Source organism: Consotaella aegiceratis, assembly GCF_036541425.1.
Lineage (GTDB): Bacteria > Pseudomonadota > Alphaproteobacteria > Rhizobiales > Rhizobiaceae > Consotaella > Consotaella aegiceratis.
Genome location: NZ_JAZHFT010000004.1, coordinates 92,379 through 118,213, shown reverse-complemented (window position 1 = coordinate 118,213; position 25,835 = coordinate 92,379). Strand labels below are relative to the sequence as shown.

24 protein-coding genes and 3 tRNA genes are annotated in these 25,835 nt (G+C 65.4%); 17 read left to right on the top strand and 10 right to left on the bottom strand.

Annotation, left to right across the window (positions count from 1 at the left end):
- Nucleotides 1-118 precede the first annotated feature (118 nt).
- From SMD10_RS05050 to sfsA, 3 genes are read right to left on the bottom strand one after another with little or no spacing between them, the layout of a single operon-like run.
- Entirely contained in the window at nucleotides 119-772 is a 654-nt protein-coding gene (locus SMD10_RS05050) for a JAB domain-containing protein (RefSeq protein WP_331684563.1), read from the bottom strand.
- A gap of 6 nt (nucleotides 773-778) precedes the next feature.
- Nucleotides 779-1,624 carry a type I methionyl aminopeptidase gene (gene map / locus SMD10_RS05045; protein ID WP_331684562.1) on the bottom strand — a complete coding sequence of 282 codons (846 nt, stop codon included), beginning with the start codon at nucleotides 1,622-1,624 and terminating at the stop codon, nucleotides 779-781.
- Nucleotides 1,624-2,337, bottom strand: coding sequence for a DNA/RNA nuclease SfsA (gene sfsA / locus SMD10_RS05040; protein WP_331684632.1), 714 nt, complete (start codon nucleotides 2,335-2,337; stop codon nucleotides 1,624-1,626). Before sfsA ends, map begins: the two co-directional genes overlap by 1 nt.
- 146 nt (nucleotides 2,338-2,483) lie before the next feature.
- Between sfsA and SMD10_RS05035 the strand changes: the two genes are divergently transcribed.
- The 6 genes from SMD10_RS05035 to SMD10_RS05010 all read left to right on the top strand — a co-directional run bounded on the left by SMD10_RS05035 (nucleotide 2,484) and on the right by SMD10_RS05010 (nucleotide 9,790).
- Nucleotides 2,484-2,906, top strand: coding sequence for a hypothetical protein (locus SMD10_RS05035; RefSeq protein WP_331684561.1), 423 nt, complete (start codon nucleotides 2,484-2,486; stop codon nucleotides 2,904-2,906).
- 165 nt (nucleotides 2,907-3,071) lie between these two features.
- A complete protein-coding gene (locus SMD10_RS05030; protein WP_331684560.1) occupies nucleotides 3,072-4,289 on the top strand; it encodes an LL-diaminopimelate aminotransferase in 1,218 nt (405 codons plus the stop codon).
- A 140-nt stretch (nucleotides 4,290-4,429) separates the two neighbouring features.
- Nucleotides 4,430-5,731 carry a homoserine dehydrogenase gene (locus tag SMD10_RS05025; RefSeq protein ID WP_331684559.1) on the top strand — a complete coding sequence of 434 codons (1,302 nt, stop codon included), beginning with the start codon at nucleotides 4,430-4,432 and terminating at the stop codon, nucleotides 5,729-5,731.
- A 120-nt stretch (nucleotides 5,732-5,851) separates the two neighbouring features.
- Nucleotides 5,852-6,841 carry a class II fructose-bisphosphatase gene (gene glpX / locus SMD10_RS05020; RefSeq protein ID WP_331684558.1) on the top strand — a complete coding sequence of 330 codons (990 nt, stop codon included), beginning with the start codon at nucleotides 5,852-5,854 and terminating at the stop codon, nucleotides 6,839-6,841.
- A gap of 28 nt (nucleotides 6,842-6,869) precedes the next feature.
- A complete protein-coding gene (gene recJ, locus SMD10_RS05015) occupies nucleotides 6,870-8,666 on the top strand; it encodes a single-stranded-DNA-specific exonuclease RecJ (RefSeq protein WP_331684557.1) in 1,797 nt (598 codons plus the stop codon).
- Nucleotides 8,667-8,917: 251 nt separating this feature from the next.
- Nucleotides 8,918-9,790, top strand: coding sequence for a phosphatase PAP2 family protein (locus SMD10_RS05010; RefSeq protein ID WP_331684556.1), 873 nt, complete (start codon nucleotides 8,918-8,920; stop codon nucleotides 9,788-9,790).
- 95 nt (nucleotides 9,791-9,885) lie between these two features.
- Here the strand turns inward: SMD10_RS05010 and SMD10_RS05005 are convergent.
- The 3 genes from SMD10_RS05005 to SMD10_RS04995 form a co-directional block, all read right to left on the bottom strand.
- Nucleotides 9,886-9,961, bottom strand: a tRNA-Glu gene (locus SMD10_RS05005).
- Between the two features lie 146 nt (nucleotides 9,962-10,107).
- Nucleotides 10,108-11,223, bottom strand: a complete 1,116-nt coding sequence (locus tag SMD10_RS05000) for a YcbK family protein (RefSeq protein ID WP_331684555.1) — start codon at nucleotides 11,221-11,223, stop codon at nucleotides 10,108-10,110.
- 221 nt (nucleotides 11,224-11,444) lie between these two features.
- A complete protein-coding gene (locus SMD10_RS04995; RefSeq protein ID WP_331684554.1) occupies nucleotides 11,445-11,885 on the bottom strand; it encodes a VOC family protein in 441 nt (146 codons plus the stop codon).
- 414 nt (nucleotides 11,886-12,299) lie between these two features.
- Here SMD10_RS04995 and SMD10_RS04990 point away from each other — a divergent pair, with 414 nt between their 5' ends.
- From SMD10_RS04990 to SMD10_RS04940, 11 genes are all read left to right on the top strand, one after another.
- Complete coding sequence (locus tag SMD10_RS04990; RefSeq protein ID WP_331684553.1) at nucleotides 12,300-12,878, top strand: cold-shock protein; 579 nt, start codon at nucleotides 12,300-12,302, stop codon at nucleotides 12,876-12,878.
- 1 nt (nucleotide 12,879) lies between these two features.
- On the top strand, nucleotides 12,880-13,347 hold the full coding sequence (locus SMD10_RS04985; RefSeq protein WP_331684552.1) for a DUF192 domain-containing protein: 468 nt from the start codon (nucleotides 12,880-12,882) through the stop codon (nucleotides 13,345-13,347).
- A gap of 189 nt (nucleotides 13,348-13,536) precedes the next feature.
- Nucleotides 13,537-13,613: transfer RNA gene (locus SMD10_RS04980), tRNA-Pro, on the top strand.
- 56 nt (nucleotides 13,614-13,669) lie between these two features.
- Entirely contained in the window at nucleotides 13,670-13,975 is a 306-nt protein-coding gene (locus SMD10_RS04975; protein WP_331684551.1) for an ETC complex I subunit, read from the top strand.
- A gap of 60 nt (nucleotides 13,976-14,035) precedes the next feature.
- Nucleotides 14,036-14,111 (top strand) — tRNA-Arg (locus tag SMD10_RS04970).
- 471 nt (nucleotides 14,112-14,582) lie between these two features.
- Nucleotides 14,583-16,505 (top strand): LysM peptidoglycan-binding domain-containing protein, encoded by a 1,923-nt coding sequence (locus SMD10_RS04965; protein ID WP_331684550.1) that lies wholly within the window; start codon nucleotides 14,583-14,585, stop codon nucleotides 16,503-16,505.
- A gap of 80 nt (nucleotides 16,506-16,585) precedes the next feature.
- The gene (locus SMD10_RS04960) at nucleotides 16,586-18,481 is read left to right on the top strand and encodes an ABCB family ABC transporter ATP-binding protein/permease (protein ID WP_331684549.1); all 1,896 of its coding nucleotides are present in this window, start codon (nucleotides 16,586-16,588) and stop codon (nucleotides 18,479-18,481) included.
- Between the two features lie 9 nt (nucleotides 18,482-18,490).
- Nucleotides 18,491-19,249, top strand: a complete 759-nt coding sequence (locus tag SMD10_RS04955) for a phosphatidylserine decarboxylase (protein ID WP_331684548.1) — start codon at nucleotides 18,491-18,493, stop codon at nucleotides 19,247-19,249.
- Nucleotides 19,249-20,061, top strand: a complete 813-nt coding sequence (locus SMD10_RS04950; protein ID WP_331684547.1) for a CDP-alcohol phosphatidyltransferase family protein — start codon at nucleotides 19,249-19,251, stop codon at nucleotides 20,059-20,061. Before SMD10_RS04955 ends, SMD10_RS04950 begins: the two co-directional genes overlap by 1 nt.
- A 60-nt stretch (nucleotides 20,062-20,121) precedes the next feature.
- Nucleotides 20,122-20,721: a pyridoxamine 5'-phosphate oxidase family protein gene (locus SMD10_RS04945; RefSeq protein WP_331684546.1), complete on the top strand. Its 600-nt coding sequence runs from the start codon at nucleotides 20,122-20,124 to the stop codon at nucleotides 20,719-20,721.
- On the top strand, nucleotides 20,718-21,401 hold the full coding sequence (locus SMD10_RS04940; protein ID WP_331684545.1) for a UPF0149 family protein: 684 nt from the start codon (nucleotides 20,718-20,720) through the stop codon (nucleotides 21,399-21,401). The genes SMD10_RS04945 and SMD10_RS04940 overlap by 4 nt, the downstream gene beginning before the upstream one ends.
- 34 nt (nucleotides 21,402-21,435) lie before the next feature.
- Here the strand turns inward: SMD10_RS04940 and SMD10_RS04935 are convergent, their stop codons facing one another.
- The 4 genes from SMD10_RS04935 to radA form a co-directional block, all read right to left on the bottom strand.
- Nucleotides 21,436-22,176 carry an SDR family NAD(P)-dependent oxidoreductase gene (locus SMD10_RS04935; protein ID WP_331684544.1) on the bottom strand — a complete coding sequence of 247 codons (741 nt, stop codon included), beginning with the start codon at nucleotides 22,174-22,176 and terminating at the stop codon, nucleotides 21,436-21,438.
- Complete coding sequence (gene purF, locus SMD10_RS04930; RefSeq protein ID WP_331684543.1) at nucleotides 22,177-23,634, bottom strand: amidophosphoribosyltransferase; 1,458 nt, start codon at nucleotides 23,632-23,634, stop codon at nucleotides 22,177-22,179. It lies immediately after the preceding gene.
- Nucleotides 23,635-23,789: 155 nt separating this feature from the next.
- Entirely contained in the window at nucleotides 23,790-24,380 is a 591-nt protein-coding gene (locus SMD10_RS04925) for a CvpA family protein (RefSeq protein ID WP_331684542.1), read from the bottom strand.
- Between the two features lie 64 nt (nucleotides 24,381-24,444).
- On the bottom strand, nucleotides 24,445-25,830 hold the full coding sequence (gene radA / locus SMD10_RS04920; protein ID WP_331684541.1) for a DNA repair protein RadA: 1,386 nt from the start codon (nucleotides 25,828-25,830) through the stop codon (nucleotides 24,445-24,447).
- Between the last annotated feature and the right edge of the window lie 5 nt (nucleotides 25,831-25,835).

Below are 25,835 nucleotides of genomic sequence, written 5' to 3'. Positions count from 1 at the left end.
CGCCAGACGCTCTCGTGGGGCCGGCGACTGGGATCAAAAGGGGCGTCAATCCCCCTAAAAACCGACCCCAGTATGCCATTGCAGCCAGAACTACGACAAGGAAAAAAATCGTTTATTCTCAATGGTATCTAGCGTGACTAAACGGGACCAGAATAGCACGAGACGGATGGTTGTGGACGAGGATTATCGCGGTCGCCGAGAGCTCCAGCGCGCGGCGCACCACCTCGCGCGGATAGACCGGCGTATGGTCTACCGTCCCGACCTGCTGCACCTCGTCGGCAATGAGGGCGTTCTTCTTGTCGAGGAACAGGATGCGGAATTGTTCGCGCGCTTCGAAAGCCATCGCCGCGCGGCAATAGTCGAGAACCGCCGACCAGGACGTCAGGACTTCGCGCGCCTTGATTTCCGAGCGCATGGCGCGCTGGTTGAAGGCGGCGACGATCTTGAGATCGAGCGCCGTGGCCTCGCCGACACCCTCAACCTCGGCCAGAAGATGCGTCGGCGCGCTCAGGACTTCTGGCAGGGTCTTGAAGCGGGATAGCAACGCCTTGGCAATCGGTTTGACGTCGCGGCGCGGGATCGAACGAAACAGCACCAGTTCCAAAAGCTCGTAGTCGGCGAGCGCGGCGCTGCCGCCTTCGGCAAAGCGCTGGCGCAGCCTGTCGCGATGCCCGTCGTAATGCTTCAGGGCGCGAGGCTGTCTTGCCTCATCCGGAGCGGCTCCAGCGGAAGCGGCCTCGGCGAGGCCGCGAGAAGCGCCATCCTCGCCCATAGCGTCCTATCCGGCCGGGCCGGATTCGCCGGTAAAACCCGGCATGTCGAGCCCCGCGGGCGACAGTGTGAAGACTTCGCAGCCCGTCTCCGTCACGCCGACGGTGTGCTCGTACTGGGCCGAAAGGCTGCGATCTCGGGTGACCGCCGTCCAGCCGTCGTTGAGGATTTTCACGTGCGGCCGGCCGAGATTGATCATCGGTTCGATGGTGAAGATCATGCCCGGACGCATCTCGACGCCTTCGCCGCGGCGGCCGTAATGCAGGACGTTGGGGGCGTCGTGGAAGATGCGGCCGACGCCGTGGCCGCAGAAATCGCGGACCACCGAGCAACGCTCGCCCTCGGCATAGTCCTGGATCGCCGCGCCGATGTCGCCCATGTGCCCGCCGGGGCGCACGGCCTCGATGCCGAGCAACAGCGAGCGATAGGTGACCTCGCAGAGCCGTTCGGCGGCGCGCTTGACCTTGCCGACCGGGTACATGCGCGAGGAATCGCCATAGTAGCCGTCGACGATCAACGTCACGTCGATATTGACGATGTCGCCCTCGCGAAGCGGCTTGTCGTTGGGAATGCCATGGCACACGACGTGGTTGATCGAGGTGCAGACTGCCTTGCGGTAGCCGCGATAATGCAGCGTCGCGATCAGCGCGCCGGCCTCCAGCGCGAAGCGGAAGACGTGCGTGTCGAGCTCGTCGGTCGTCACGCCAGGCTTGACCAGGTCGGCCAAGCTGTCGAGGCAGCGCGCGGTCAGTTGGCAGGCCTTGCGCATGCCCTCGAACGCCGCCTCGTCATAGAGCCGGATGGCGCCCGTATTGCGGTTCGGAAGGGTGTCGGCGTCGATATAGGTGGTCATCAGCTCATACGAATCGGCAGGATCGGAAGCGGCTCGGCCGGCGTGATCGCATTGGATGTGATGTCGCACCGAACGGCGTAGGCTTCAACCCCCCGATTTGTGGCGATGGCGAAGGCCCCGGCATAGGCCGGATCGAGATCGGCGGCGAGCATCAGTGCCGTACAGTCGGCACGCTGGACCAGAAAGAGCATCGCCGCGCGGTCGCCGGCCTCGACCCTGGCGGCGAGTTCAAGCAGATGGCGGGCGCCGCGCGCGGTTACGCTGTCGGGAAATTCGGCGATCCCCGGTTGCCGGCTCAAGGTCACGCTCTTGACCTCGACATAGGTCGGCCGACCGCCGTCCGAAAACAGCAGGTCGACGCGCGAGGCGTCGCCATAGCGGACCTCGCGCCGGGCGGGGCCGAGCTTGGCGAGCGCAGGGACGAGGCCGTTGGCGATCGCGGCTTCCGCCACGCGATTGGCGCGGCCGGTGTTGACGCCGACCAGGGTGCCGCCGGCCTCCACCAATTCCAGCGTGAAGGCGAGCTTGCGCTTGGGGTTGTCGGAGCGGGACAGGAAAACGCGGGATTCCGGTCTGGCGAGCCCCAGCATGGAGCCGGGATTGGGACAGTGCGCGGTCACCGTTTCGCCCGTCGCGTCGACCAGGACATCGGCCAGAAAGCGCTTATAGCGCCGGATCAGGCGGCCCTGGATCAGCGGTCGGGGATAGCCGATGGTGGCGGATGCCCGGTCGTCGGCCGTCTGCGGGTCATCGATCGTCAAGATCTTCCTGTTTTTCTGGATCAAAGTGATTGTCGTTTGAAATGACGAGGCTATGGGCTATGACGAATGCCTCATTCGAGCAAGACGAGTATGGGACGATGATCACTTGGCGTTGGATCCGGATTGCGGCGGTGCTGGGCTGCCTGCCGGCCGCCGCATGCCAGTCGGGCGTTTCCGGCGACGCGGATCCGATGCTTGCCACGCAACCGGCGCCCGTCGTCGCATCGACGCAGCGGCTCGGCCCCGACGGCTATCCGCTGCTCGGCGCCATGCCCACCGCAGCGACCCGGCAGATGTCCAACGCTGAAGTCGTCCATCAGCGCAGCGCCTTGCAGACGTCGGCCCGAGCTACCACCGCCGCCGGCGCGCGGAGCGGGACGCCTTACGGGCAGTCGATCGCGCAACTCACCGCTGCCCGGCGGCAGGCCAACGCAGCTGCAGCATCCGGATCGTCCGGCTCTGCCGCGCGTCGCATCCCGACTCCTGAAGAAGTGCTGCAAGAGATCGAAAGCGGTTCGTGACGAATTCCGATACGGATTGGCGCCCGATTCCCGGGTTCCATCCGATGTCGAATTCAGCGGCTTAGACGGCCGCGCACCGCGACATTCTTTTGCCGCTGTCGTAATCTTTCCAAACGGCTGGGCGCCATCATCCCACGATGGGCCTCGGCGCCGAGGACATTGACCATGGAAGAGTTCCACAAGATCCGTCGACTGCCCCCTTATGTCTTCGAGCAGGTCAACCGGCTCAAGGCTTCGGCGCGGGCGGCCGGGGCCGACATCATCGATCTCGGCATGGGCAATCCGGATCTGCCGACCCCGAGCTTCGTCGTCGACAAGATGTGCGAAGCGATTCGCGATCCGCGCACCCATCGCTATTCGGCCTCCAAGGGAATCGCAGGGCTGCGCAAGGCCCAGGCCCATTATTACGAGCGTCGCTTCGGCGTGAAGCTCAACCCCGAAACCCAGGTGGTGGCGACGCTGGGCTCGAAAGAGGGCTTCGCCAACATGGCGCAGGCCATCACGGCGCCGGGCGACGTGGTGTTGTGCCCGAATCCGACCTATCCGATCCACGCCTTCGGCTTCATCATGTCCGGCGGCGTGATCCGGTCGATTCCGGTGGCACCGGACGACAGCTTCATTTCGGCGGTGGATCGGGCGATCCATCACTCGATCCCCAAGCCGATCGCCATCATTCTCAACTACCCGTCGAACCCGACGGCGTTCCAGGCCGATCTCGACTTCTACAAGGATGTCGTGGCCTTCGCGAAAAAGCATGAGATCGTGATCCTATCCGATCTCGCCTATGCGGAAATCTATTTCGACGGCCCGCCGCCGGTCTCGGTGCTGCAGGTTCCCGGCGCGATGGACGTGACGGTCGAGTTCACCTCGATGTCGAAGACCTTTTCGATGCCCGGTTGGCGCATGGGTTTCGCGGTCGGCAACGAGCGGTTGATCGCGGCGCTGGCCCGCGTCAAATCCTATCTGGATTACGGCGCCTTCACGCCGATCCAGGTGGCTGCGACGGCGGCGCTCAACGCCGACGACGCCGCCATCGACGAGGTGCGCTCGACTTATCGGCGGCGGCGCGACGTGCTGGTTGAGGCTTTTGGACGCGCCGGCTGGGATGTGCCGGCCCCCTCGGCGACGATGTTCGCCTGGGCGCCTCTGCCGCCCGCCTATCGGGCGATGGGCTCGCTGGAATTTTCCAAGCTCTTGATCGAAAAGGCCGATGTCGCCGTCGCACCGGGCATCGGCTTCGGCGAACATGGCGACGACCATGTGCGCATCGCGCTGGTCGAGAACGAGCATCGGATTCGGCAGGCGGCGCGAAACATCCGCCGCTTTCTTGCCAGCAGCGAAACGACAGGGCAGAACGTCGTACCGCTCGGCGTGCGGCGTTGACCGCCGCGCGCCGTCCGATGCCTTAGGATATGCTCTGCGGGTCGGGTCCGATCTCGGCTCGCAGCGCATGAGGGACGACACAAAGGAGAGGGGGACGGACGATCCACGCGATCGCATGCTCCCCTAGACAAGGGTTTGCCATGACTGGGCCGATGAAGCTTGGGCTCGCCGGACTGGGAACGGTCGGCGCGTCGTTGGCGCGTCTGACACAGCAGAAGCACAATGCGTTCGCCATGCGTGCCGGGCGCTCGATCGAGTTGACGGCGCTGTCGGCCCGCGATCGGAACCGCGATCGCGGCTTCGACATGTCGTCCTGCGCCTGGTTCGACGATCCGGTGGAACTCGCCGCCCGAGGCGACGTCGATGTCTTCGTCGAGTTGATCGGCGGTTCCGAAGGGGTGGCGCTGGAGGCGGTGAAGGCTGCGCTCAACCGCGGCATTCCGGTGGTCACGGCGAACAAGGCGCTGCTTGCCTATCATGGTGTGGCGCTCGCCAAGCTGGCGCATCGCAAGAATACGACGATCCTCTTCGAGGCGGCCGTGGCGGGCGGCATCCCGATCATCAAGACGCTTCGTGAGGGCCTCGCCGGCAACACGGTGCGGCGCGTCTACGGCATATTGAACGGCACCTGCAACTACATGCTGACGCGCATGGAGCGCGAAGGCATGAGCTTCGACGCCTGTTTGGCCGAGGCCCAGCGGCTCGGCTACGCGGAGGCCGATCCGACTTTCGACATCGGCGGCTTCGATGCGGCGCACAAGCTGGCAATCCTGACGTCGCTGGCGTTCGGCAGCGAGATCGACCTGTCGTCGGTCTTCGTCGAAGGCATCGAAAAGGTCGAGAGCGCCGACATCGAGGCGGCGGCCGAACTCGGCTATCGCATCAAGCTGCTCGCGGTGGCCCAGCAGACCGACACCGGCATCGAGCAACGGGTTCATCCGACGATGATCCCGGCGAGCGCCGCGCTCGCCCAGGTGGACGGCGTCACCAACGCGGTGGCCGTCGATACGGACCTCCTGGGTTCGATCCTGCTGGCGGGACCCGGCGCTGGCGGCGACGCCACGGCGTCGGCCGTGCTGTCGGACATTCTCGATCTGGCGGGGGGATCGGCCGTGCCGACGCTCGGAGTGCCGCCGAACAACCTCATCCCGTTCAAGCGGGCGCGGATGCGTGCGCACGAAGGCGGGTACTATATTCGCCTCAGCGTGCTCGACCGGGTCGGCGCTTTTGCTTCGATCGCGCGTCGCATGGCGGAGAACGGCATTTCGCTGCAGTCGATCGTGCAGCGACGGCGCGGTGGCCAGGAGGGCGCTACGGCGCCGGTCATCCTGATCACCCATGCGACGACCGAAGCGGCCGTGCGCAAGGCCCTTGAGGCGGTCTCGAAAGACGGCCATCTCCAGGGAGAACCGCGTATGATCAGGATCGAGGCGCTGAGCTGAGCGGAACGTGCCGGTCGCGGGCCGCCGCCGGCGTCCGGGTTCCATCGGGCCTTGGGAGGCGACATTGCGTTTTCACATTAGGGGGAGATATCTCGGGACGATTCTGAAGGAGGCCGAATCATGAACGGGAAGGCCAACGACGCGGCCCATCTCGATCGTGTGCTGACGATCGAGCTTGCGCGGGTGACCGAACAGGCCGCCGTCGCCGCGGCTCTGTTTCGCGGCCGGGGTGACGAGATGGCCGCCGACCAGTCGGCCGTCGATGCCATGCGCTCCGAGCTCAATCGGCTGGATATCGACGGCACGGTGGTGATCGGCGAGGGCGAGCGCGACGAGGCGCCGATGCTGTTCATCGGCGAGAAGGTCGGCTCCGGCCATGGTGCGCCCGTCGACATCGCGCTCGATCCGCTCGAAGGCTCGACGCTCTGCGCCAAGAACCTTCCCAATGCGATCACGGCGATCGCCGTGGCGGTGCATGGCAGCCTCCTGAAGGCGCCCGACGTCTACATGGACAAGATCGCCGTCGGACCGGGCTATCCGGAGGACATCGTTTCGCTGGAGCGGTCGGTTGAGGAAAACCTGAACGCTCTCGCCGCGGCGAAGGGCGTGCCGGTGACCGAGGTCACCGTCTGCGTGCTCGACCGTCCGCGCCATGCCCAGCTGATCGAGGAGGTCCGCTCGGCCGGCGCCGCCATCCGCCTGATCGGTGACGGCGACGTGGCCGGCGTGATCCACACGGCCGAGCCCGACGACACCGGCATCGATATCTATATGGGGATCGGTGGTGCGCCCGAGGGCGTGCTGGCCGCGGCGGCGCTGCGCTGCATCGGCGGACAGATGCAGGGCCGCCTGCAACTCACCACCAACGAAAAGCGGGTGCGGGCCGAAAAGATGGGGATCAGCGATCCCTACAAGATCTACCGCCGTGACGAACTGGCCTCAGGCGACATCATCTTCGCTGCGACCGGCGTGACCGACGGCAATTTCCTCAACGGCGTGAAGTTCCATCGCACCTGCGTGGAGACGGAGACCATCGTCATGCGGTCGCAGACGCAGACGGTGCGGCGGATTCGCGCCAAGCATTACGACCGGTCCAAGTTCGGCTTCTGAGCGGAGGCGGGCAGGCATCCATGGTGGCATGACGGAGGCAGGACGGCTTTTCCTCGGGGTGGAGCGCTCGATCGGCGGTCGGCGCTGGGTCCATGCGCTGGAAACGGCGGCCGAGGCCGTTTCGCTGCGCATCGCCCAGGAGCACGGCCTGCCGGAGATCGTCGGTCGGATCCTGGCGGCGCGCGGCGTGGCTGCGGCCGATGCCCTTGCATTTCTGACGCCCTCCTTGCGGGACCTGATGCCCGACCCGTCGGCGCTGACGGACATGGAGCCGGCGGCGGCGCGTCTTGCGGACGCGATCGAGCGGCGCGAGCGGATCGCGGTGTTCGGCGATTACGATGTCGACGGCGCCGCCTCGGCAGCACTGATGACACGCTATCTCGCGGCGTTCGGGCTCGTCCCCGATATCCGCATTCCCGACCGCATCCTGGAGGGTTACGGGCCCAATCCTCAGGCCATGCGCGAGCTCGCGCAGGCAGGGGCCACGCTAATCGTCACCGTCGACTGCGGCACCACCAGCCATGAGGCCGTGGCGGCGGCCAACGAGGCCGGCGCCGATGTGGTTGTCCTCGACCATCACCAGACCGGCCCGCTGCTGCCGGCGGCGCGGGCGGTCGTCAATCCGAACCGCCAGGACGATCTGTCGGGGCAGGGGCATCTGTGTGCGGCTGGCGTCGTCTTCCTGACCCTGGTCGCCGTCTCGCGGGAGTTGCGGCGGCGTGGGGCGCGCAGCGGCGATCTCCCGGACCTGCTGGCACTGCTCGACCTCGTCGCGCTGGCGACGGTCTGCGACGTGGTTCCGCTGATCGGGCTCAACCGGGCCTTCGTGGTCAAAGGGCTGCAGGTTCTGCGTCAGCAGAAGAATCCGGGAATACGGGCGCTGTGCCGTCTGGCGCGCATCTCGGGACCGGTGGATTGCTACCATCTCGGCTTCCTCGTCGGTCCCCGCATCAACGCCGGCGGCCGGATCGGCGACGCGTCTCTCGGCAGCAGGCTGCTGACGATGGACGAGGACAGCGACGCGGTGGTGCTCGCCGAACAGCTGCATCAGCTCAACGAAGAGCGGCAGGCGATGGAGCGCCAGATGCTGGCCGAGGCCGAAGCCGAGGTTTCCAACGAACTCGGCGCCAGCAGCGAGGGGCCGCCGGTGCTGGTCGCGGCGCGCGAGCACTGGCATCCGGGGATTGTCGGGCTGATCGCGGCGCGCCTGAAGGAGCGCTATGGCCGCCCAGCCTTCGCCATCGCTTTCGGCCGGGATGGGAAAGGCACGGGATCGGGGCGCTCTATCGACGGCTTCGACCTGGGCGCGCTGGTCCGCGCCGCCGTGGCGGACGGACTTCTCGTCAAGGGAGGCGGCCATGCGATGGCCGCCGGCATCACCATCGAACGGCCGCGGCTCGGCGATTTCCGTGCGTTCGTCGAGGAGCGGGCGACGTCGTCAGTCGCGAGCCTGCGCCGCGCCGACGCCCTGCGGCTCGATGGCGCGGTGAGCGCCATGGGCCTGACCGGTGCGCTGTGGGAGCGGCTCGAACAGGCGGGACCCTATGGCGCCGGCCACCCTCAGCCGGTGCTGGTGCTGCCGCGGCATCGGATCACCTCGGCCTCTGTGGTGGGCAATGGCCATGTCCGCGCGACGCTTCGAGGCGAGGACGGTGCCAGCGTCTCCGCCATCGCCTTCCGGGCGGAAGGCAGCGAGGTGGGGCAGCGGCTGCTCGGCCGCGCCGGCGGTCCGCTTCACGTCGCTGGCACCGTCACGATGGACCGCTATCGCGGCCGGGAGGACATCCGCCTGCGCATCGTCGACATGGCGGAAACGGTGGACTGACAAGGCCGTTGCCGTCTGTTCCCGGCAAGAGTTTTTGCCTGCTGCCTTGAGAATCCTTCGAGCCCAATGGGCACTAACGGCGACATTCGACGGACTGTCATATCGCCTAGGCATAAGGACGATAGGCTTGATCGCATCGGCGGGATCTGGCGCCGGTCCCTTGGAGCGTCCTTTGTCCAGCCGAGTCGCAAGGCGCTCCGGACATTGTTTCCGGCGGCTTTTGGTCGGCTGGTTTGGATGGCGGGTTGGCGATGGTTCTCGACAGTCTGACGCCGGGTCTTGCGCCATCTTTCGTTCTGCGGCGGAGGGCATGGACTGCCGCTTCGGATGCGGCCGACGAACTGGTCCGCCGACCACGCCTGGCGTTGATCGCCGCGCTGATGGCGGTCAGCGCGGTCTTCGTCGTGTTTCCGGGGCTGGACCTGCGCCTGAGTGACACCTTCTACCGGGATGGAATGGGGTTCTGGCTGGCGGAGGATGCAAGGCTGCGGCTGGTCCGCAGCCTCGGCAACCATCTGACGATGTTGGTTGTCGTGGCGTGCCTCGTCGCCGCGTTCGCGCCGTTCGTGCGGATCGGACGCCACATCGGCCTGCGGCCGCATCAGGCGCTTTTCGTTCTGGCGGTTTACGCCCTCGGGCCGGGGCTTCTGGTCAACGGCATCCTGAAGAACGTTGTCGGCCGGGCGCGGCCCCGGGAAATCTGGGAGTTTGGCGGCGGCAGCGATTTTACCGGCGTGTGGACCGTCTTCGGCGGCTGCCTGAGCAATTGCTCCTTCGTTTCGGGCGAGGGCGCGTCGGCCTTCGCCCTGCTCTGCCTGATCTTCGTCGCACCACGGGGCGATCGCTTGACGATCGGCCCGTCCCTGTTCGCCGTCGCGCTGGCGCTCTCGCTCAATCGCATCGCCTTCGGCGGCCACTTCCTCTCCGATGTGCTGATTGCCTGGATCCTGGTGCTGTTCGTGGCGGTGAGCTTGCGGCCGGTGTTTCTCGGCCGCTGGGGGCCGCGCATCGACGGCATCTTGCGAACGGCCGGCCGCCAGGCCATCGAATATCGCGCCCGTCTCATTGGCCGGCTCGTTGGGTCGTGGAGAAGCGAGAGATCGCCGGCCTGGAACGCACTGTGAGTGTCGACGTGCATGAGCCCGCGACGAGGGCTAGCAAGACCAAATTTCGGAGGTATCTGCTTGAGCCATCTCATACGACCGGTCCAGCCGGGAGATGGTACGCCCAAGGGGAATCGAACCCCTGTTTCCGCCGTGAAAGGGCGGCGTCCTAGACCGCTAGACGATGGGCGCGGCGGGGGGGTGTATAAGATGCTTCGGCGGAGATCGCAAGCATCGAAAAGGCTTTATCCGGTACCAAGTTCGATCGGCTCGAGGCGAGGCCCGAACTTCGGCCTGTGCGTCCGTCCGGCCGATCGAAGATCGTCGGTCCGTTCGGCTCAGCCGCGCCGGCGGCTGCAGCCCCAGTTCCAGTCGCGCTTGTGGCCGATGTCGATGTGGACCGCAGTCGTATGGCAATAGGTGCCGACGCCGCCACGGTCGGGCATGGCCCGCACGAACTGGGCGATGTCCTTGTTGCTGACACCGGGCACCTGGATGTCGGCTGCCTTGCAGGCCATGTGCATGGAGTGGGTCGCGCCGTTGACGGCGCGGTTGTGGGCCGGGCTGCGATAACCCGACGTCACCACAGCCTGCTTGCCGAACCGCCGCTCGACGGCGCGGATCATGGAGACGAGCTTGGGTGGGAAGCAGCCGGTCTCGACGTCTTCGCGCTGCACCAGAAGGCCGCTGGGAGAAAGCCGCGCCAAACCTGAAAGCGACGCGACCTCGTAGCTCTGCTGCATGTCCTCCAGCATGTCCTCGTCGTCGGCGGACGCCCTTTGGCCGATCTCGAAGAGGGACTTCGGATCGACGCCGGGAAGGGCGGCGCTATCGGCGGGAACCGGGGCGCCCTCGCGCTTCACGATGACGCGGCGCGATTTGCTTTTGTCGGTGTTGCGGATCGGGGCTTTGGCTTCCGATTCGGCAAAAAGCGATTCGAAAAAGGTTTTGTCCGACTGGCTGGGCGTGGTCGCGGCGACCTGGATCGGCTTGGGCTGGCGATTGCCGGACGCGGCGAAGGCCGCCAATGCAGGACTGTTCGCCCGGGTTCCGACACTGGTCGTCGAAGCCTCGGCCAATTCCGCGGTGACGGCGTCCCGCGCTTCGGCTGCGGGTTTCTGCTCCGCTTCGGCCGTTTTTTGGAGAGATGCCGATGCTGGCTCGACAGCCGTCATCTCGGTCTGGGCCTGGGTCTCTACGCCGTCGGTCGCGGTGGCCGTGTCGGCGATCTCGGCACCCGAGATATCCTCGCTCGTGGTTTCAGCGGTTTCAGACGATACACCGGCGATGCCGGTTGCCAGATCACCGCCGTCCGGCGAAGCGAAGCCGAATGTCGCAGTATCGTCGGCGGACGAAACGCAGCTGGCGACCAGAGGGAGAATGGCGACGACGGCAATCACTGCCGTAACGGAAGACAACGCCGAACAGCGCGCTCGGCTCGTATCGCTCGTCACCTGGCTAACCCCTCTCTGCCCGGTCCCGTATGGACCGGCCCCTTCCTATCCACTCGCTCTGCCAATCGCCTATCACGCCGGGCTTGCCCGAAACGAGGCCGCGCCCTTGATGGGGTGGCGGTCGCGGAGTCCCCACTCCACGTCCGCCAAGGCAGACAACATTAACGCATGTTTATCCTTTGCCCGCTACGGCGGCAATACGGCAATACCATGACACGCGCTTACCAGGCGCCGGTATTCTGCATGGATGTCCAAGGTTCGGCCGGGGCGAGGCTGTTTCCTTTCTGCAGGATTTCAAACGAGATGTTGTCGGGCGAGCGGACGAATGCCATGCGGCCGTCGCGCGGAGGCCGGTTGATCGTTACGCCGGCATCCATCAACGACTGGCAGAGATCATAGATGTCGTCCACCTCGACGGCGATGTGCCCGAAGTTGCGGCCTCCGCTGTAATCCTCCGGATCCCAATTGTAGGTCAGCTCGATCAGCGGCGCGGCGTTCTGACGCGCGGCTTCCACGTCCTCGGACGCAGCCAGGAAGACCAGCGTGTAGCGACCGGATTCGTTCTCGGACCGACGCACTTCGACGAAGCCCATCTTGCCGCAATAGAAGTCGAGCGATTCATCGAGGTCGCGAACTCGAACCATGGTGTGCAGGTAGCGCATTGTGAAATCTCCATTGGCTGGCGCGATCAGAGAGTAGGGTGATGTCGCGGCCCGCCAAGCGCCGCCTTCTTGCGAGGGCGCAGGGTGGGCGGCGATGCGGATGGATGGAACGAAAACGTCCGCGGGCAATTATGCAGATAATAAGGCGTGCCATACAAATGTTTGGCTGAATACATGTTGTATGACATGTCGAACAAGCGCTTCTTTCAGAGCTTACGCGAAAAAGTGCGTTGTCTGCGCGCCGGAATTGTCGAGCCGAAAGGAACGGTTGCAAAAAATACGTTCAACATGCGGTTATCGGTGCGGCAAAACAAAATTTATTCATAAGCAAGATGGCGTGCTGACAGATTCAGATAAACTGCTATTGTCTTTTTTCAGTGTGATTCGAACGGGCGTAAGAGGCGGTCGTAGAGAATGCCGAGCAAAACCTCTACGAAATTTCTTGGCGAGGATCGGTCTCAGGGACAGGGTGCTGTCGGTTTGGAGATCGTTTCAGGCCACATCAAGTGGTTTGATGTCGCCAAGGGATTCGGTTTTATCGTGCCGGACGATCATGGTCCGGATATCTTGTTGCATGTGACGTGCCTTCGTCGCGACGGTCATACGACCGCCCTGGAGGGTGCGCGTCTGGTCTGCGAGGTGCAGCGCAGCGAAAAAGGGCTGCAAGCCTTCCGGATCCTATCGATGGATACGTCGACGGCGGTGCATCCCTCGCAGATGCCGCCATCTCGGACCCACGTCAACGTCGTGCCGACCAGCGCCATGGAACGGGCGGTGGTCAAATGGTTCAATCGGACCAAGGGATACGGTTTCCTGTCGCGTGGCGAGGGAACCGATGATATCTTTGTCCATATGGAAACCTTGCGGCGGTTCGGCATGACTGAACTTCGCCCTGGGCAATCCGTGCTGGTCCGATTCGGACAGGGCGGCAAGGGGCTCATGGCTGCCGAGGTGCATCCTGAAACAGGACCTGTGCAACCGGCATCACACTGACATGTTTCGATCTTGGTTCAGCCGGCGGTGGCTGGGAGTTATTCTCGTCGTCGTTCTCGTGAGCGGTTTTGCCGCCTATGCGATCGGCGGGAACTCCTACGCTGTTCTGCGCACGGCGAGCGGCGATCACCGCATCGACGTGGAGATCGCCGACACGCCGGACGAGCGCGCCACGGGGCTGATGAACCGCAATTCGATGCCTGCCGACCACGGGATGCTGTTCGAATTCGGCGAGTCTCGTCCCGTCACCATGTGGATGAAGAATACGCTGATTCCGCTCGACATGCTGTTCATGGACGAGGATGGCAAGGTGACCCGGATCGCGGTCAACGCGCGGCCGCTGTCGCTGGCGTTGATCCCGTCCGGCGAGCCGGTGCGCTATGTTCTCGAACTCAACGGCGGTGCTGCGGCGCGCTACGGCGCGGCCGTGGGCGACCAGCTGATCCATCCGGCCATCCAGGGCGAATAACCCTAGCCGTCGATCGGGTCTGTCTTTAAAGAAGACGGCGGAGCCGAAGGGGCATCGAGCTCAATGGTGCAGAGCAGGTGGGACGCTGACGGCGGTGGCCGTCTCCGGCCATCGTGTCGGCGGCCTGTCGTGAAGCGGATACCTTGACTGCGGTCATAAAACCCTGCAAATCCCAGGTCGCCGGGGTATCGGAGCGTAGCGCAGCCTGGTAGCGCATCTGCTTTGGGAGCAGAGGGTCGCAGGTTCGAATCCTGCCGCTCCGACCAAGTCGGCAGGGCATTGATCGGGAGCGGCCGCAGGCGGCCGCTGACGGAGACAGTTCATGGTTGCGCGCATCTATCGCCCGTCCCGCAATGCGATGCAGTCCGGCAAGGCGAAGACGCATCGCTGGGTGCTGGCCTACGAGCCGGAGGAGCCCAAGAGCGTCGAGCCCTTGATGGGGTACACCTCGTCCGGTGACATGAAGGCACAGATCCGGCTGTCCTTCGACACGCGCGAACAGGCGATCGAGTACGCCGAGCGGCACGGTATCGCCTACCGCGTGGAGGAGCCGCAGGATCCCAAGCGCATGCGGGTGTCCTATTCCGACAATTTCCGATACGATCGCCGCCAGCCCTGGACGCATTGATCCGGCCTGCGGTCGCGGGTTCCGGCGCGGAGTTCAGCGCCGTTTCCGCCATCGTCGCGTGGCCCCGTAGCTCAGTGGATAGAGCACCGGCCTTCTAAGCCGATGGTCGCAGGTTCGAATCCTGCCGGGGTCGCCAATGATTCTTTTGTCCGGCCCGGAGACATAGGTAACAGTCCGTACCTAAGACATGGGTGACACCGTCGCGTAGAACGGGTTGTCTGCGGCTTCCGGGCGTCGGCTTTCGGCATGAGCGATTCGCCGCGCCGCCGGGAATACTTGCCGACGACGCTTGCCAGAGTCGAAGGCTTCCGCCGATCGCCCCCGCCGGAGCGGCCGGTCGCGATGCTGAGCGGGCGCCCGGATATGCGGCCGTGACGATCTTCGGCCACCCGTCGTTGGGAGAGATTGCCGGTCTAAAACATCAAGTTGACAGGCATTGTCGTTTGCAGACCGAGCGCCGAGGGCGGAACAGTTCGCGAGGTGATCGCGATGCGAAGGTGAAGCTGACGAACAGCGTCATTTGGCATCGCTTGTTCCTTCCGATACTTTTGGATAAACCATTGAAAAATGAACCCGCTGCGTGTTTTGCGGGGCTTGAGTGGTTGTCATGAAGCGCAACGCAATAGCTGCCCTGAGCACCGGTATCGTTCTGGGTGGAGCGATACTGGTCGGCTACTGGAGTATCCTCGATCCACAATGGTTCGGCGCTGGCAAGGCGCCGGAGCGACTGGAGCTTGGCTCCGCCGTTCCTGCGTCAGGCCCGCACGCGGGCGCAGACGCCGATGCCACGAAGACGGCGGCGCTTCCGTCGGGCGGGCCGTCGGCATCGCCCCCCGACGCCGGGTCGAACAAGGCGGCGACCGGCGGCCGTGTGCTCGACGGCAGAAAGTCCCGCGGCGAGGCGTCGGATCGGGCGCCGGCCGCCGGATCGGATGAAGAGGCTGGATCGGCTCCCACTGCCGAAACCCCGGCAAATGAGCAGCCTGCGGAGAAGGCCTCGACGGATCTGCCGACCTTCGATCTCTTGCGCATCGAGCCTGACGGATCGGCGGTGGTTGCCGGCCGGGCGCCCGCAGGGTCTCGGGTCTCCCTGGTCGAGAACGAACGGGAACTCGCCTCGGACGACGTCGGCCCAGGCGGAGACTTTGCGCTGTTCCTCAATGAGCCGCTGTCGGTCGGCGATCATCAGATCCGAATTGTCACGGCGAGCGAAGACGGTTCCAAACAGGTTTCGGACGAGGTGGCGATCGTCAGCGTGCCGCCCGCCGGCCATGAGGACCAACTGCTCGCCATGATCGAGGCGCCGAACCAGCCGTCCCGGCTGGTCAGCGTGCCGGAAGCCAAAGCCGGCCCCGAGTCGCAGCAACCTTCCTCTAGCTCGGGCGAAGCCGCCAACCGGTCGGCCCGAGCCGGCGAGGAGAAAGAGCCGTCCCTCGTCGCGTCGACGGATGAAACGGTGGATCAGCCCGCGACAGCGGACGCCGATCGTGCGCTGGCCCCGGCCGAGCCGGCCGAAGGTATCGCGGCAGGGGACGAACCCGCGCCGCAAGACGATTCGACCGACATCGCCGCTCTGGATCGGAGCCCAGCGGGCGATCCTGCGGCATTGGCCGATGGGAACGAGCCTTCCACCGAAGCCCAGGCCGCCACCGACGCCCATGCGGAAGCGGTGCTCCAGCTCATGGTCGAGGCGGTCGAGGTCGAAAACGGCAATGTCTTCGTCGCCGGAGCGGCGAGCCGTGGGTCGACCGTGCGTGTCTATGTCGACAACGGTCTGCTGGGTGAAGACCGGGCATCGGCGCACAGCCGCTTCCTCGTTTCGGGCGAGGCGCTGATCGAGACGGGCGACCACATGATTCGGGCCGATGAACTCGGCCCCGACGGGTCGATTTCGGCACGGGCAGAGGTGCCGTTCTTCAAGCCGCAGGATGGCTCGATGGCGGCGGTCGCGCCGAGCCCGAGCGAGCCGGCGCCTGCGGCCAACGTCACGCCGGCGCCCGACGAGACGCGGATCGCCGCCGCCTCGCAGCCGAACAGAACGACGGCGCCGGATGCGGCAGGTGACCGGTCCGGTCCGGTGGTGGAGAGCGCCGCACAGGGGAGTGACCACCCGGCCACCGCCAAGAGCGGGCAGCCTCCGGCCGATGCGCCGGCCACCCCGAACGAGCAAGTCGCCACGCTCGACGCCGGACGCGACAATGCGCTGTCGCCCGCGCCGCAGCGGCCCACGGCCGATGGGCATGCCGCCCGGGATGTGGCGCCGGACGCCGCCGCGCCGGACGATGGTCAGACGGTGACGGTCTACCGTCAGCCGGCCTTGACGCCTCGCGAGGGCAGGGCGCTCATTCGTCGCGGCGATACGCTTTGGGCGATCTCCCGGGAGACCTACGGCCTTGGCAGGCGCTATACGGTGATCTATCTGGCCAACGACGACCAGATACGCAATCCGGACCTGATCTATCCCGGCCAGGTGTTTCGGCTGCCGCACGACGATGGCGATAAAGCCAGCAACGCGGTCCGTTCGCAGTAGCGCCGAGCCCACCTGATTTGAGAGTGCGATACGACGCGGCGGCCGGGTTCGCCGCGTCGCTATTTTGACGGAACGAAGACTTGGCATCAGCAACCAGCAAGACCGTATCGGCCGAGGGCGGCGCCACGCTTTCGACCCTGCGGAACCTCTGGCCCTTCATGTGGCCAGCCGACCGGCCCGACCTGCGGGCGCGGGTTCTCTGGGCGTCGGTGTTCCTGGTTCTCGCCAAGGTGCTGACGGTCCTGGTTCCCTATTTCTACAAATGGGCGACCGATTCGCTCGACGGCAGCAACACGGCGCGCGACTGGCTGCCGCTGGCGCTCACCGGGGCACTGACGCTGGTCGTTGCCTATAACATCGCCAAGATCATCGCCCTCGGCTTCAACCAGCTGCGCGACGCTCTGTTTGCGCAAGTCGGGCAGTACGCGGTCCGGCAACTCGCGCGGCGCACCTTCGTACATATGCACGCGCTGTCCTTGCGCTTTCATTTGGAGCGGCGCACCGGCGGCCTGTCGCGCATCATCGAGCGCGGCACCAAGGGGATCGAGGCGATCGTCCGCTTCACCATTTTGAACACGCTGCCGACCATCCTCGAATTCGCGCTGACGGCGGTAATCTTCGCCTTCGCCTATGGCGTGTCCTATCTGGTCGTCGTCGCCGTGACGGTCTGGCTCTATGGCTGGTTCACGGTCAAGGCGAGCGATTGGCGCATCGGCATCCGGCGCGACATGAACGATTCCGACAACGACGCCAACACCAAGGCGATCGACTCGCTGCTCAACTTCGAAACGGTCAAGTATTTCGGCAACGAGGCGATGGAGACCGAGCGCTTCGACCGCTCGATGGCGCGCTACGAGGTCGCGGCGACGCGCATCTGGACCTCGCTCGGCTGGCTCAACTTCGGCCAGGGCGTCATTTTCGGCGTCGGCATGGCGATCGTCATGGTGATGTCGGCCCTGGAGGTGCGGGCCGGAACGCAGACGCTGGGCGATTTCGTCTTCGTCAACGCACTGCTGATGCAGCTCTCGATCCCGCTGAACTTCATCGGCTTCGTCTATCGCGAGATCCGCCAGGGCCTGACCGATATCGAGCAGATGTTCGACCTGCTGGACGTCGAGCAGGAGGTTAAGGATCGGCCAGGGGCACCCGATCTGATGGTCGCAGACGGCGCCATCCGCTTCGACGATGTCCGCTTCGGCTACGAGCCGGGCCGCGAGATCCTGAAGGGCATCAGCTTCGAGGTGCCGTCGGGCAAGTCGGTCGCCATCGTCGGTCCGTCCGGCGCCGGCAAGTCGACGATCTCGCGCCTGCTCTTCCGCTTCTACGACGTCCACGGCGGCCGCATCACGATCGACGGCCAGGACATCTCGCAGGTCGGCCAGAAGAGCCTCCGCGCCAAGATCGGCATCGTTCCCCAGGACACGGTCCTGTTCAACGACACGATCGCCTACAACATCCGCTACGGCCGTCCCGAGGCCAGCGACGAGGAGGTGCGCCGGGCGGCCGAACTGGCCCAGATCTCGGATTTCATCGAAAGCCTGCCTGCCGGTTTCGATTCCATGGTGGGCGAACGCGGGTTGAAGCTGTCGGGCGGCGAAAAGCAGCGGGTGGCCATCGCCCGGACCATCTTGAAGGCGCCGCCGATCCTGATCCTCGACGAGGCGACCTCGGCCCTCGATACGCACACGGAGCAGGAGATCCAGTCCGCCTTGACGCTGGTCTCGCAAGAGCGCACCACGCTCACCATCGCGCACCGGCTGTCGACGATCATCGATTCCGACGAGATCATCGTTCTGCGCAACGGCGAGATCGTCGAACGCGGCCATCACCGGGCGCTTCTGGCAGCCGGGGGGCTTTATGCTGAGATGTGGGCCATGCAGCGCGAGGCCAGCGAGGCCGAGGAAGCCCTGCGGCGTGCTCGCGAAACGGACGAATTCGGCGTTATAGAACGACGCAAGCGCCCGGAGATCGTCTGACGGCGCCCAATGCGGCGATCAATCAAGGGACGGCGCCATCCGGCCGGCCCGCAAGCAGAGGAGGGCTCGTTGCATATCCTTGCATCCATCCGCAACGTGCTGGTGCCCGTTCACCGGGCCGGTTGGCCGTTCGTCGCTGGCTTTTTCGTCGTGGCGATCGTGCTCGGCTTCCTCTGGCAGCCGCTGTTCTGGATCGGTTTCCTCCTGACGCTCTGGTGCGCCTATTTCTTCCGCGACCCGCAGCGGGTGACGCCGCTCGCCGACCAACTGGTCGTCAGCCCGGCCGATGGCCGCGTGTCGCTGGTCGGCCACGTCCTGCCGCCGCAGGAACTCGATCTCGGCAGTGACCCCATGCTGCGCATTTCGATCTTCATGGATGTCTTCAGCTGCCATGTGAACCGGATGCCGATGCGCGGTCAGGTGGCCCGGATCGTCTATCGCGAGGGCCAGTTTCAAAATGCCGAACTCGACAAGGCGAGCGAGTTGAACGAGCGCAATTCGCTGGTGATCGACTCCGCCCAGGGCGAGATCGGCGTGGTTCAGATCGCGGGCCTCGTCGCCCGCCGCATCGTCTGCTGGGCCAGCCTTGGCGATCGTCTGGAGGCCGGCGAGCGCTTCGGCCTGATCCGCTTCGGATCGCGGCTCGACGTCTATCTGCCCGATGGCGCGGTGGCCCGCGTCGCAGAAGGGCAGACCGCCATTGCCGGCGAGACCGTCATTGCCGAATTCGGGGACGGTCTGTCCTCCTGGCCGGCGCGGCGCGACTGATGGCCGGCCCGTCTCCCTTCCAGCCGTTTGACGCTCCCGACGATACGCCCGAAGCCAAGCGGCGCATCGCCTTCCGAAGCGTCATTCCCAATGTCGTGACGATCCTGGCGATCTGCGCCGGGATGACTGGCGTGCGGCTGGCCTTCGAAGGTCGGTTCGAGATCGCGGTGGCCATGGTGCTGGGCGCCGCGGTGCTCGACGGCATCGACGGCCGCATCGCTCGGATGCTCAAAGGGCAGAGCCGGTTCGGCGCCGAGATGGATTCACTCGCCGACATCGTCAATTTCGGCGTGGCGCCGGCGCTCGTGCTCTATGCGCACACGCTGAGCCCGGCGGGCTCCATCGGCTGGATCGCGGCGCTGCTCTATGCCTCGACCTGCGCGCTGCGGCTCGCCCGTTTCAACACCATGCTCGACGATCCGCATCGGCCGAAATGGCAGACCGCGTTCTTCGTCGGCGTCCCGGCGCCCGCTGGCGCTGGGCTGGCATTGTTTCCGATGTATGTCAGCTTCATGGGCGTCGACCTCGGCTACTATCCCGTGACCGCGACGCTGTCGTCGATCTACCTGGTCTTCATCGGCCTTTTGATGGCGAGCCGACTGCCGACCTGGTCGGGCAAGACCGTGGCGCTTCGTCTGCGGCGCGACATCGTGATGCCGGTGATCCTGCTCGTCGTGCTCTACGTCGCGCTGCTGATGAGCTTCCTGTGGCAGACGCTGGTGGTCACCGGCATCGCCTATTTCATCTCGATCGGTTTTTCGGTGCGCGCCTACCGCAAGCGCGCCTTGCGGGAGCGCGAACACGGCCACTGACGATCCTCCGATATTGAGAGATGCGGCGGCTGCGCCAGATCTTGCACAAGGGGGACCGCCATGGCCAAGCAGTTTGCCGCGATCGATGCGACCCGGCGCGAGTTCATCGGGCGCCAGAAGATCTTTTTCACCGCCTCGGCGGCCGCTGGAACGCGGGTCAACATCTCGCCGCGTTCCACCGACCACCTGCATGTCCTGTCCGATAATGCGGTCGCCTATCTCGATATGACCGGGAGCGGCAGCGAGACCTCGGCCCATCTCATCGCCGATGGGCGGCTGACGCTGATGTTCTGCGCCTTTGAGGGAGCACCGTTGATCCTGCGGCTCTATGGCCGCGGCCATAGCGCCTTTCATGGCTCGGACGAGTACGAGGCGTTTCTTGACGCTCATTATGGCGGCGTCGCGCCGCTCGGCGCGCGCCAGGTCGTGTTTTTGGACGTCGATCTGGTCCAGACGTCGTGCGGCTACGGAGTGCCGTTCTTCGACTATGTTGGCGAACGGCCGACCATGGCGCGCTGGGCCGAGAACAAGGGTCCCGACGGCCTTGTCGCCTACCGCTGCAAGAACAACGCCGTCAGCATGGACGGTCTGCCGACCGGCATGCCCGAGGCTGAGGAGACCGCAGAACAGCGGTCGGGACACCCCGCGGAGAACATATGATGGCCGACGAGATACCGCGTCACGCGAAGCTTCTCGACAAGCATCTTTCCGCCCTGCTCGACCGGTGCGAGCCGATGCTCCTGTCGGAACTCGACGGCTTCCTGGCGGGGATCATCGTATGCCCCGACATGATCATGCCCGGCGAGTGGCTGCGTCTGGTCTGGAACACCGAGGGCGACGACGAAGCGGAGCCGGTCTTCGAGAACGAGAAAGAGGCGAACAAGCTGATCCGCCTCGTGATGGAGCATTACAACTCGATCGTCACGGAGTTGAACGAAGGCCGGTATTCGCCGATCCTCGACTACGATCTGCGGCATGACGAGACGATGTGGGAGCTCTGGGCGTCGGGATTCGGCAAGGCCATGGCCCTGCGCCTCGACAGCTGGAAGAAGCTGGCCGCGGTCAAGGACGATGTGGGGGCGTCTGTCTCGATGCTGGTTCACATGACGGTCATCGCCGAAGGCGAGAGCAATCTGCCGGACGACGAGGCCGATGGGCTGACGCGCGATGCACCGGACTTGATCCCCCCCTGCGTTCAGATGCTGTACGACCACCGCATGAGCGTCGCAGGTCCCGATCCGAATTCGAGGTTGTCGCAGTTCGACGGCGTCGGGCGCAACGATCCGTGCCCTTGCGGCTCGGGCAAGAAGTTCAAGAAATGCCACGGTATGGTGCATTGAACGGAGGGCGGTGAAACCGGCCCTCCGACGTCCGTCATTCCGGTTGGCGATAGGCCTTGAAGCGGTCTTCGCGCACCTCAAAATACATGCCGGTCTCGGTGAGGTCTGGCAGGGCGAGCGGCAGGATCTTTTCGGCCACCTCGCGCGCCGTCGGCAGCGTCTTCGGGTCCTCGCCGGGCATCGCCTGGGCGCGCATGCCGGTGCGCGTGGCGCCCGGATTGACCATGTTGACGCGCAGCGGCAGGTTCTCGGTCTCGGCCGCCCACGAGCGGCCCAGCGCCTCGATCGCCGCCTTGCTCGAGGCGTATAGCCCCCAGAACGCCTTGCAGGAGTGGGCGGCGCCGGACGACATCAGGATCGCGCGGCCCGCGTCGGAGCGGCGCAGCAGCGGGTCGGTCGAACGGATCAGCCGCCAGGCCGAAGTGACGTTGACCGCCATCGTCTGCTCGAAGGTCTTCGCTTCGATGTGGCCGATCGGCGCCAGAACGCCGAGCAGGCCGGCATTGACGACCAGGACGTCGAGCTTTTCCCATCGCTCGGCGATGGCGCCACCCAGGCGATCGATGCCGCCCATGTCCGTCAGGTCGAGCGGCACCAGCGTGGCGCTGCCGCCTTCGCGTTTGATGATGTCGTCGAGTTCTTCCAGCCCGCCCACGGTGCGCGCCACGGCGAGGACATGCGCGCCCTCGGCGGCGAGAAGCCGCGCCAGCTGAAACCCGATGCCGCGCGAAGCGCCGGTGACGAGCGCAACGCGTCCCGATAGGCGGCCGGTCATCTACACGATCCCTCCCAAGAGCGGCAGTTGATGGACGTTGTTTTCTGTGTCGTCGTGGTCGGTCAGCGCCGTCGGATAGTCGCCAGTGAAGCACGCATCGCAGAATTGCGGCGCGATCGCATGGCGCTCCAGCTCTCCGGCGGCCCGGTAAAGGCCGTCGATCGACAGGAAAGCCAGCGAATCGGCGTGAATGAACTCCGCCATTTCCTCGATGCTCATGCGCGAGGCGAGCAGTTTGGCCTTTTCGGGCGTGTCCACGCCATAGAAGCAGCTGCCCCGCGTCGGCGGACTGGCAATGCGCATGTGCACCTCGCGGGCACCAGCCTCGCGTACCATCTGCACGATCTTCTGCGAGGTCGTGCCGCGCACGATCGAATCGTCGACCAGCACGATGCGTTTGCCTTCCAGGGCTTCGCGATTGGCATTGTGCTTGAGCTTCACGCCCATGTGGCGGATGGCGTCCGTCGGCTGAATGAAGGTGCGCCCGACATAGTGGTTGCGAATGATGCCGAGCTCGAACGGCAGGTTCGCCTCCTGGGCGTAGCCGATGGCCGCCGGCACGCCCGAATCGGGCACGGGAACCACGACGTCGGCCTCGACCGCGCTTTCCCGCGCCAGTTCCGCACCGATCCTCTTGCGGACCTCGTAGACGTTCCGGCCCTCGACGATGGAGTCGGGACGGGCGAAATAGACATATTCGAACAGGCACAGCCGCGGCCGGCGGGCCTGGAAGGGGAACAGGCTCTCGATGCCCTCGGCGGTGATGACCACCAGTTCGCCCGGCTGGATGTCGCGCACGAAGTCGGCACCGATGATGTCGAGCGCGCAGGTCTCCGAGGCGAGAATCGGCGAGCCTTCCAGTTCGCCCAGAACCAGGGGCCGAATACCCAGCGGATCGCGCACGCCGATCATCTGTTTGGGTGATAGGCCGACCAGCGAGAAGGCGCCTTCCAGGCGCGACAGCGCATCGATCAGCTTGTCGACGAACAGCCGCGCGCCGCTGGTGGCGATCAGATGCAGGATCGTCTCCGTGTCGGACGTCGAGGAGAAGATCGAGCCGCGCCGCTGCAACTCGCGCTGCACCGTGCGGGCGTTGGTGATGTTGCCGTTATGGGCGACCGCGAACCCGCCGGCCGAGAGCTCGGCAAAGAACGGTTGGACATTGCGCAGGCCGCCGCCGCCGGTGGTCGAATAGCGGGTGTGGCCGATGGCGCATTCACCCGGCAGCCGCTCCAAGACCGACTGCTGCGTGAAGGTGTCGCCGATCAGGCCGGCATGGCGCTCGACATGGAACTGGCTGCCGTCGAAGGCGACGATGCCGGCCGCCTCCTGCCCTCTGTGCTGCAGGGCGTGCAAGCCGAGCGTCACCAGCGCGGCCGCGTCGGTCCGTTGGAAAATACCAAAGACACCGCACTCCTCGTGCAAGGAGTCGGTGTCGCCAAAAGGCGTTTCGTCCATTCGCTCACTCGTTCCGCGCCGGCGTGGGCAGGACCTATCCAGCCATGCACCGGACGATGCCGCAAGGCTCCATGCCCCGCGATTCACAAGTCATGCTTGCCCAGCCGTAAAAGCATTCAACTGCGGCCAGGGCAGGGCCATGTGTCAGCGACCCGTCACTCGGTCGTGCCTTCCGCCGGGGTGCCGTTCTCGATCGCGCCTTCGATCGACGTCGGCTCGTCGGAGCCTTCGGCGTCGTCGTCCAGGCGACCCAGGATCATTCGCTCGGGGTTTTCGGGCAGGGCCGTCACCAGACGCTGGCCGAGATCGTCGAGCCAGGGCTTGGACTGAGCGTTCGCAACCCAGGCCGGCTGGGTTTCGGCCGGAGCCAGCCAATTGAAGAACAGAATGGCCACGACCACGAGCAGCAGGCCGCGCACCGCGCCGAAGATGAAGCCGAGCGCCCGATCGAGCGGACCGACCCGGCTATCGATGATGAAATCGGCGATCCTGAGCGTGATGAAGGAGACGATGATCAGCGTCACCAGGAACACGATGAGCGCCGAAACGCCCATCGCCACCATCTCGTTGGAGATGTAGCGCTGGGCATAGGGCATCACCGGCCCATAGAACATGTAGGCGGCAACGGCTGCCGCCAGCCACGACAGGACCGAGAGGACCTCGCGGGAAAAGCCGCGGACCATCGCCAGAAAGCCCGAGACCAGCATGATCCCGATCAGGATCGCATCGAGAAGCGTGACGGTCATCTAAAGCAGCGGCCTCGTCCGAAGGTCGATCATCGACGTGTTACACTCGCACAACAGGACAAAATCAAGATCCCATCGAGACTTCGCCGGCTACGGCGTCCACCAGTTGCTGCAGAGCATCGATCGGTCGGGCAGCGACATCCGATTCCTTCGGAAGATCCACCGCCGCCGAGGGGACGACAGCTCGCCGAAAGCCGAGCTTGGCCGCTTCCTTCAACCGCTGAGCGGTGTGCGAGACCGCCCTGATGCCACCCGACAGGCTGATCTCGCCGAAATAGACGCCATCGCTCGGCAGGGCAAGGCCCGACAGCGACGAGACGAGCGCGGCGGCCACCGCCAGATCGGCAGCCGGCTCCGAAATTCGAAAGCCGCCGGCCACGTTGAGATAGACGTCATGTTGGCCCATCCGCACCCCGCAGCGGGCCTCGAGCACCGCCAGCACCATCGCCAGACGCGCCGAATCCCAGCCGACGACGGCCCGTCGCGGCGTGCCGAGAGTCGAGGGCGCGACCAGGGCCTGGATCTCGACGAGCACGGGGCGCGTGCCTTCCATTCCGGCAAACACCGCGGCGCCGGGAGACGAGGCGTTGCGCTCTCCCAGAAACAGTTCGGACGGATTCGACACCTCGCGCAGACCGATATCGGACATTTCGAAGACGCCGATCTCGTCGGTCGGCCCGAAGCGGTTCTTCACGGTACGTAGGATGCGGTAGTGATGGCCGCCTTCACCTTCGAAATAGAGCACGGCGTCGACCATGTGCTCGACTACGCGGGGGCCGGCGATCTGGCCTTCCTTGGTGACGTGGCCGACCAGGATCACCGCCGCGCCGGTCGACTTGGCGTAGCGGATCAGCGCCTGCACGGCGCCGCGAACCTGGGTGACGGTGCCCGGCGCCGATTCCGCCAGATCGGTCCACAGCGTCTGGATCGAGTCGACCACGAGCAGATCCGGCCGCCGCTCTTCGCCGAGGGTCGCCAGGATATCCTCGACGTTGGTCTCGGCCATCAGCAGGACGCCGGTGTCCTCGGCGCCCAGCCGCTGGGCGCGAAGGCGGACCTGCGCCACGGCCTCTTCGCCGGAAACGTAGATGACCTTATGGCCGCCACGGCTGAGCGCCGCCGAGGCCTGCATCAGCAGCGTCGACTTGCCGATGCCGGGATCGCCGCCCACCAAGAGGGCCGAACCACGCACGATACCGCCGCCGGTGGCCCGGTCGAACTCTTCGATGCGGGTGACGATGCGCGGCGCTTCCTCCATCTCGCCGGCCAGCGGCAGCAGCGCGGCGGGCCGGCCCTTGCGGCGCGAACGCTGCGGACCGCCGCCGATGCCCGCTCCGGCGTTTTCCTCGACGATGGTGTTCCATTCGCCGCAGGCGTCGCAGCGGCCCTGCCAGCGGGCGTAAACCGAGCCGCAGTTCTGACAGATGAAGCTCGTCTTGGTCCTCGCCATGGGCC

Bases quoted from the DNA above. Each gene is read 5' to 3' on its own strand.
- SMD10_RS04925 (WP_331684542.1), bottom strand. From the start codon at position 24,380: ATGACCGTCACGCTTCTCGATGCGATCCTGATCGGGATCATGCTGGTC.
- SMD10_RS04990 (WP_331684553.1), top strand. From the start codon at position 12,300: ATGCCGAGCAAAACCTCTACGAAATTTCTTGGCGAGGATCGGTCTCAG.
- glpX (WP_331684558.1), top strand. From the start codon at position 5,852: ATGAACGGGAAGGCCAACGACGCGGCCCATCTCGATCGTGTGCTGACG.
- SMD10_RS05010 (WP_331684556.1), top strand. From the start codon at position 8,918: ATGGTTCTCGACAGTCTGACGCCGGGTCTTGCGCCATCTTTCGTTCTG.
- SMD10_RS04940 (WP_331684545.1), top strand. From the start codon at position 20,718: ATGATGGCCGACGAGATACCGCGTCACGCGAAGCTTCTCGACAAGCAT.
- SMD10_RS05025 (WP_331684559.1), top strand. From the start codon at position 4,430: ATGACTGGGCCGATGAAGCTTGGGCTCGCCGGACTGGGAACGGTCGGC.
- SMD10_RS04975 (WP_331684551.1), top strand. From the start codon at position 13,670: ATGGTTGCGCGCATCTATCGCCCGTCCCGCAATGCGATGCAGTCCGGC.
- radA (WP_331684541.1), bottom strand. From the start codon at position 25,830: ATGGCGAGGACCAAGACGAGCTTCATCTGTCAGAACTGCGGCTCGGTT.
- SMD10_RS04935 (WP_331684544.1), bottom strand. From the start codon at position 22,176: ATGACCGGCCGCCTATCGGGACGCGTTGCGCTCGTCACCGGCGCTTCG.
- SMD10_RS05030 (WP_331684560.1), top strand. From the start codon at position 3,072: ATGGAAGAGTTCCACAAGATCCGTCGACTGCCCCCTTATGTCTTCGAG.
- SMD10_RS04950 (WP_331684547.1), top strand. From the start codon at position 19,249: ATGGCCGGCCCGTCTCCCTTCCAGCCGTTTGACGCTCCCGACGATACG.
- SMD10_RS04955 (WP_331684548.1), top strand. From the start codon at position 18,491: ATGCGGCGATCAATCAAGGGACGGCGCCATCCGGCCGGCCCGCAAGCA.
- map (WP_331684562.1), bottom strand. From the start codon at position 1,624: ATGACCACCTATATCGACGCCGACACCCTTCCGAACCGCAATACGGGC.
- SMD10_RS04985 (WP_331684552.1), top strand. From the start codon at position 12,880: ATGTTTCGATCTTGGTTCAGCCGGCGGTGGCTGGGAGTTATTCTCGTC.
- SMD10_RS05035 (WP_331684561.1), top strand. From the start codon at position 2,484: ATGATCACTTGGCGTTGGATCCGGATTGCGGCGGTGCTGGGCTGCCTG.
- SMD10_RS04995 (WP_331684554.1), bottom strand. From the start codon at position 11,885: ATGCGCTACCTGCACACCATGGTTCGAGTTCGCGACCTCGATGAATCG.
- SMD10_RS04945 (WP_331684546.1), top strand. From the start codon at position 20,122: ATGGCCAAGCAGTTTGCCGCGATCGATGCGACCCGGCGCGAGTTCATC.
- SMD10_RS05050 (WP_331684563.1), bottom strand. From the start codon at position 772: ATGGGCGAGGATGGCGCTTCTCGCGGCCTCGCCGAGGCCGCTTCCGCT.
- SMD10_RS04965 (WP_331684550.1), top strand. From the start codon at position 14,583: ATGAAGCGCAACGCAATAGCTGCCCTGAGCACCGGTATCGTTCTGGGT.
- recJ (WP_331684557.1), top strand. From the start codon at position 6,870: ATGACGGAGGCAGGACGGCTTTTCCTCGGGGTGGAGCGCTCGATCGGC.
- purF (WP_331684543.1), bottom strand. From the start codon at position 23,634: ATGGACGAAACGCCTTTTGGCGACACCGACTCCTTGCACGAGGAGTGC.